Annotated in this window: 6 protein-coding genes; 2 read left to right on the top strand and 4 right to left on the bottom strand. The window is 39.3% G+C overall.

The features are described 5' to 3' along the window. Positions 1 to 108 precede the first annotated feature (108 nt). The 4 genes from folP to H6F45_RS25890 form a co-directional block, all read right to left on the bottom strand. The gene (gene folP, locus H6F45_RS25905) at positions 109 to 966 is read right to left on the bottom strand and encodes a dihydropteroate synthase (RefSeq protein WP_096566900.1); all 858 of its coding nucleotides are present in this window, start codon (positions 964 to 966) and stop codon (positions 109 to 111) included. A 122-nt stretch (positions 967 to 1,088) separates the two neighbouring features. Further along, entirely contained in the window at positions 1,089 to 1,814 is a 726-nt protein-coding gene (tpiA, locus tag H6F45_RS25900) for a triose-phosphate isomerase (protein ID WP_096566902.1), read from the bottom strand. Between the two features lie 11 nt (positions 1,815 to 1,825). Further along, a complete protein-coding gene (locus H6F45_RS25895; protein ID WP_162501893.1) occupies positions 1,826 to 1,972 on the bottom strand; it encodes a hypothetical protein in 147 nt (48 codons plus the stop codon). Between the two features lie 160 nt (positions 1,973 to 2,132). Next, on the bottom strand, positions 2,133 to 2,954 hold the full coding sequence (locus H6F45_RS25890) for a class I SAM-dependent methyltransferase (protein ID WP_187039526.1): 822 nt from the start codon (positions 2,952 to 2,954) through the stop codon (positions 2,133 to 2,135). Positions 2,955 to 3,284: 330 nt separating this feature from the next. Here H6F45_RS25890 and H6F45_RS25885 point away from each other — a divergent pair, with 330 nt between their 5' ends. Both H6F45_RS25885 and H6F45_RS25880 read left to right on the top strand, forming a co-directional pair. After that, the gene (locus tag H6F45_RS25885) at positions 3,285 to 4,724 is read left to right on the top strand and encodes a GTP-binding protein (RefSeq protein ID WP_137667924.1); all 1,440 of its coding nucleotides are present in this window, start codon (positions 3,285 to 3,287) and stop codon (positions 4,722 to 4,724) included. 224 nt (positions 4,725 to 4,948) lie between these two features. Then, positions 4,949 to 5,689, top strand: a complete 741-nt coding sequence (locus tag H6F45_RS25880) for a DUF429 domain-containing protein (RefSeq protein WP_190348788.1) — start codon at positions 4,949 to 4,951, stop codon at positions 5,687 to 5,689. Positions 5,690 to 5,813: the final 124 nt, after the last annotated feature.

The raw sequence follows: 5,813 nt of genomic DNA, 5'->3' as shown, positions 1-5,813 counted from the left end.
CAATCACCAATCACCAATCACCAATCACCAATCACCAATCACCAATCACCAATCACCAATCACCAATCACCAATCACCAATCACCAATCACCAATCACCAATCACCAATCACCAATCACCAATCACCTGTCGATAGATAGCATCAGCAACTAGGGAGACATCACGCATTTCGGCAACATCATGAACTCGGAGGATATCAGCACCATTAAAAATGGCAGCACAACAGGCCGCTGCTGTTCCCCAAACTCTGGCTTTTGGTTCTGGTTGATTTAAAATTTTGCCAATAAAACTTTTGCGGGATGCTCCCACTAATATGGGACACTTTAGGGTTTTGAATGTTGGCAAACTGCGAATAATTTCTAAATTCTGATCATAATTTTTGGCAAAACCAATACCCGGATCAATAATTATTTTTTCCTGTTGAATACCCGCTGTAATTGCGGCTTTTATTTGTTGAGATAAAAAACTATAAATTTCTCCCATCAAATCTTGATAATCTGTATGTTGTTGCATGGTTTGGGGAGTTCCCCGAATGTGCATTAACATGATTGGTACATCTAATTTGGCTACTGTTGGCAACATTTCTGGATCATAAGTACCACCAGAAATATCATTAACAATATCTGCCCCAGCTTCTACAGCAGCTTGAGCTACTTCTGCTCTAGTTGTGTCTACAGAAATAGGAATAGTAATTTTTGGTCTAATGACTTGCAAAACCGACAGCACCCGATCAAGTTCTTCTGTGAGGGTGATTTGTTCTGCTCCTGGTCTGGTTGATTGACCACCGATATCAATAATATCAGCACCAGCGTCTACCATTGTTTGCGCTTGAGCTAAAGCGGCTGAAGTTGTGTTAAATAGACCACCATCACTAAAACTGTCTGGGGTGACATTTAAAATTCCCATTAAATATGTCCGTTGTCCCCAAGTAAAACAACGTTCTCTAATAATTAATTGATTTGACATACAGGAGTCAGGAGTCAAGAGTCAAGAGTCAAGAGTCAAGAGTCAGGAGTCAGGAGGCAGGAGGCAGGAGGCATTGGAAAATAAATCAACTTTTGCCTTTTGCCTTTTGCCTTTTGCCTTGGTTATTGATAATTGACAATTCTGGCAAAACTATCAGCTTCTAAACTTGCACCGCCGACGAGAGCGCCGTCAATTTCTGGTTGTGCCATGATTTCATCAATATTATTGGGCTTGACTGAGCCACCATATTGAATTGATACGTGAGGATTCGTCAGTTGATCACGAATTAAACCAATGACTCGATTTGCTTCTGTGGCTTCACAGGTGTCACCGGTACCAATCGCCCAAATTGGTTCATAAGCAATAATCAAGTTAGTTTGATCAACATCTACTAAGTCTTTTTCTAACTGGGTGCTAATCAGTTTTTCGGTTTCCCCTGCGTCTCGTTGCTGTTTGGTTTCACCAACACAGAGAATGGGTGTCAGTCCGTATTTTTGCGCTGCTTTGAGGCGCAGATTCACTGTTTCCTCTGTTTCGCCAAAATATTGTCGTCTTTCGCTGTGTCCAATGATGACATAGCGCACACCGATTTCTGTGAGCATGGGAGCAGCAATTTCACCCGTGTAGGCTCCATTTTCTTCCCAGTGAACGTTTTGTGCGCCCAAGTTTACACGGCTACCGTGTAAATATTTGGACATTACACTTAAATCTGTGAAGGGAGGACACAATATTACCTCTCTTTCTGAGGGTGTTTCCTCCAGGTGAGGCAGAAATCCGCTTAGGAAATTTTCTGATTCTGCCTGGGTTTTGAACATTTTCCAGTTGCCGGCAATAACTATTTTTCGCACAGGTGATTTTGTCAAGATGCTAACGCTACTAGATCAATTTTTAACTGTACTACTTTTTCGGACATTCCTTGTCTATCAGGAGAGGAAAGTGCTAGTGTTTCGCCCAAAGGCGTAATCGCTATAAGAGGATGTTTTAAAAGTCCCTGAGAGTGTATCAAATATTTTTTACCCCTCCCTAACCCTCCCTAACCCTCCCCTGAAGGGGAGGGAACTGGATTTTCTTGTTTCCCCCCTTGATAATGGGGGATTAAGGGGGGTAAAAATATGATTAAAATCACGGGATACCACTGTTCAAACATCCTCTCACACAAAAATCCTCTAAACTTTCTTCATTACCTGAAAAGCTGAAATATAAGAAATATTAATCCTTCCTCCATAAAGCTGATCAATCTTTTGTTTTAACCCCGTAAATAAACCATCTCTGATTCCAACTTCTAATTTTAAATAAGGTGAAAGCGTACCTAACAATAATAAATAATCATCAACATGATAAGTTACTTCACAGATTACATGACCAGAAACTAAGTTTGTGAATTTTCCTGAATCAATGGCTTTTTCTCCAAAGGATTTAACTATTTTTTCTTGATCTGTTACATCTTCATATCTGGCTGAGTATGGAGCATAAATTTTATAAATTTCATGCAAATTTTGGTATACTTCATAATCAGGTTGGGGTGTCATGTTCCACAACAAAATTAAAGCCCCATCATCTCTTAAAGCAGCAGCGGCTTTTTCATAAGCTGTTTCTGGGTTCATCCAATGAAAAGAAGTCGCTGCTAAAACAGCATGAAATTTTCCTGGTGTTAATTTCCATTCTTCAAATGTCGTCTGTTGAATTTCTACATTGGGATATGCTGCACAGTTTTTTCTGGCAAATTTACAAGCTGCTTGACTGGGATCTAAACAAACCATTGAAAATCCTAATTTCGCAAAAGATACAGTTGCATTTCCAGGACCACATCCTAGTTCCAAAATTTTCCTTTTAGGGGTAAGTTTAGCTATTTTTATAGCTCGGTTAATTATTTCTTTGGGATAACGTGGTCTTACCTTGTCATAAGCTGCTGCTACAGGAGAATACCAGTTTTTTCTCAGTTCTAAGTCTTGGGGATATAAATTTTTGACTTGTGCTAATTCTTTCATGATCTATGTTATAATAATGGCTATTTGAAAAATTAAGTAGTCGTGCTAAGTATAGTGCGATTATTTTAAGAGCAATTACACAAATTAAAAATAAATATATTCTATATTCATTATTCATTCAAAAAATGCTGCCTCCCGCAACTACTCTCACTTAGGCTGAACTGAAAACTGCTATTGTTCAAACCAATGACTCGAAAACTCTAATTCATTCTGTATTCTGTATTCTGAATCATTGCCCAAAATCTCAAATCCCAAATCCCAAATCCCAAATCTAAAATCCCAAATCTAAAATCTAAAATCTAAAATCTAAAATCTAAAATCTAAAATCCCATGACATCGACATTACCTCAACCTGAAAACAGTAATACACCCAACTGGGAAGAAGAACTAGATAGCGCCATTTTCACCTTTAAAGATATTCAAGCAGAACTTAACTATACACAAGCAAAAACAGCACTGAGAAATTTAGTCAACAATCTTGATCTTACCACCCAAGAAAAATCTGGATTAGAAGCGGAAATTTCCGACTTAGAAACCATGCTGGGCAAACTAGAAAGTATGGTAGTGCAAATAGCAGCTTTTGGCATGGTAGGAAGGGGTAAATCTTCCCTACTTAATGCTTTGGTAGGCCAGCAGGTATTTGAAACAGGACCTTTACACGGTGTTACCCGTACAGAACAAAAGGTAAATTGGAGTATCAGTGAAGAAGCTATTGGTACATTAAAAGCCACCTTTCCCTCAACTGGACAATCTCAGGTAGAATTAGTTGACACACCGGGTTTAGATGAAGTAGATGGAGAAACCCGCGCTGCATTAGCTCAACAGGTAGCAAAACAAGCTGATTTAATTCTGTTTGTGATTTCTGGTGATCTGACCAAAATTGAACAGATGGCGCTTTCTCAGTTGCGAGAAGTGGGTAAACCGATGATTTTGGTGTTTAACAAAGTAGATCAATATCCAGAAACAGACCGGATCGCTATTTACGAAAAAATCCGCGATGATAGAGTACGAGAGTTGCTATCACCTGATGAAATAGTCATGTCTGCGGCTTCACCTTTAGTTAAAACTGCCGTAGTTCGTGCTGATGGTAGTAGAGGTATACAGTTACGTCAAGGTCAAGCACAAGTAGATCAACTAAAACTCAAGATTTTAGAGATTTTGCAACGGGAAGGTAAAGCGTTAGTTGCGCTCAACACCATGCTTTATGCTGACACAGTAAATGAGCAAGTTATCCAGCGAAAATTAGAAATTCGGGAACAGAACGCTAATGATTTAATTTGGAAAGCGGTGATGACTAAAGCATTAGCGATCGCCCTTAATCCCGTGACTGTAGTTGATATCCTCAGCAGTATCGTTATTGATATTTCTTTGATTTTAGGTTTATCTAAACTCTATGGCATCCAAATGACAGAAAAGGGAGCGGTACAACTACTGCAAAAAATCGCCCTGAGTATGGGCGGAATAGGTGCTAGTGAACTACTAGCAAATTTAGGTTTAAGTGGTTTAAAAACCTTACTGGGTATCTCTGCATCAGCCACAGCGGGAGTTGCCCTTGGACCTTATTTATCCGTAGCTGTAACACAAGCAGGTGTAGCGGGAGTATCATCCTATGGTATTGGCCAAGTCACCAAAGCGTATTTAGCAAACGGCGCAACCTGGGGACCCGAAGGACCAAAAGCCGTAGTTAGTAAAATTTTATCCAGCTTGGATGAAACATCAATTTTAAACCGCATTAAAGATGAGTTATTGATAAAAATTAGAAGAAAGTGAAAGTTTTGAGGACTCAGGAGTCGTAGGGGCGAAGCATTCGGGCGACTAATTATCAATTGTATGAAAAGGTTATTTTCCGAATGCTAATGCTTCCAGCACGCTTCGCGAACGCCCGTACAAGAGTCAGGAGGAAAGACAAATAACCCAATTACCCATTACCAATTACCCATTACCAATCACCAATCACCAATCACCAATCACCAATCACCAATTACCTAATTATAATGAAATTTATCGGTATTGATTTAGGCTGGCAATCTCAACCAAGTGGTTTATGTTGTTTAGAATTAAAAGATGAAAAACTGCAACTTTTGGATTTAGATCGCCAGGAAGCCATTGCAGACATCTTGACTTGGATTGATCAGATCATCAAACCAGAAGAACCAGGTATAATTGCTGTAGATGCACCCACATTAATACCAAATTCTACAGGTAGTCGCTTACCAGATAAACTCAGTCATAAATACTTTGGTAAATATCATGCGGGATGCTACCCAGCAAATCAAAACCTAGCTTTTGCAGAACGCACAATTAACTTTGGTTTAGAATTAGAATCACGGGGATTTATACACGCTGCAAAAATTGAACCACAAAAACCAGGCAGATATCAAATAGAAGTATTTCCCCATCCAGCAATAGTTAATTTATTTAGATTAGAAAAAATCTTAAAATATAAAAAAGGAAAAATCCACGAACGCCGGTTAGAACTGCTCAAGTTATATAATTACATTGTTGAGATTCTTCCTGTTATTTCTCCTCCTTTATCTTCTCCATGTATCTGTAGTTCCTTTCCTTTAGAAATACCCAACACAGGAAAACAACTCAAAGAAACCGAAGATAAATTAGATAGTTTAATTTGTGCTTATGTTGGTGCTTATTGGTGGTTTTGGGGAACAGAAAAAAACCTAGTTTTAGGAGATGAAAGTACAGGTTATATAGTTGTACCTGAGAGAATTTGTAGTTAGGAGTCAGGAGTCAGGAGTCAGGAGTCAGGAGTCAGGAGTCAGGAGTCAGGAGTCAGGAGTCAGGAGTCAGGAGTCAGGAGTCAGGAGTCAGGAGTCAGGAGTCAGGAGTCAGGAGTCAGGAGTC

Origin of the sequence: Sphaerospermopsis sp. FACHB-1194 (assembly GCF_014696235.1) — a bacterium.
In the GTDB taxonomy this organism is placed as follows: Bacteria; Cyanobacteriota; Cyanobacteriia; order Cyanobacteriales; family Nostocaceae; genus Sphaerospermopsis; species Sphaerospermopsis kisseleviana.
This window is presented reverse-complemented; position numbering and strand designations above follow the sequence as displayed.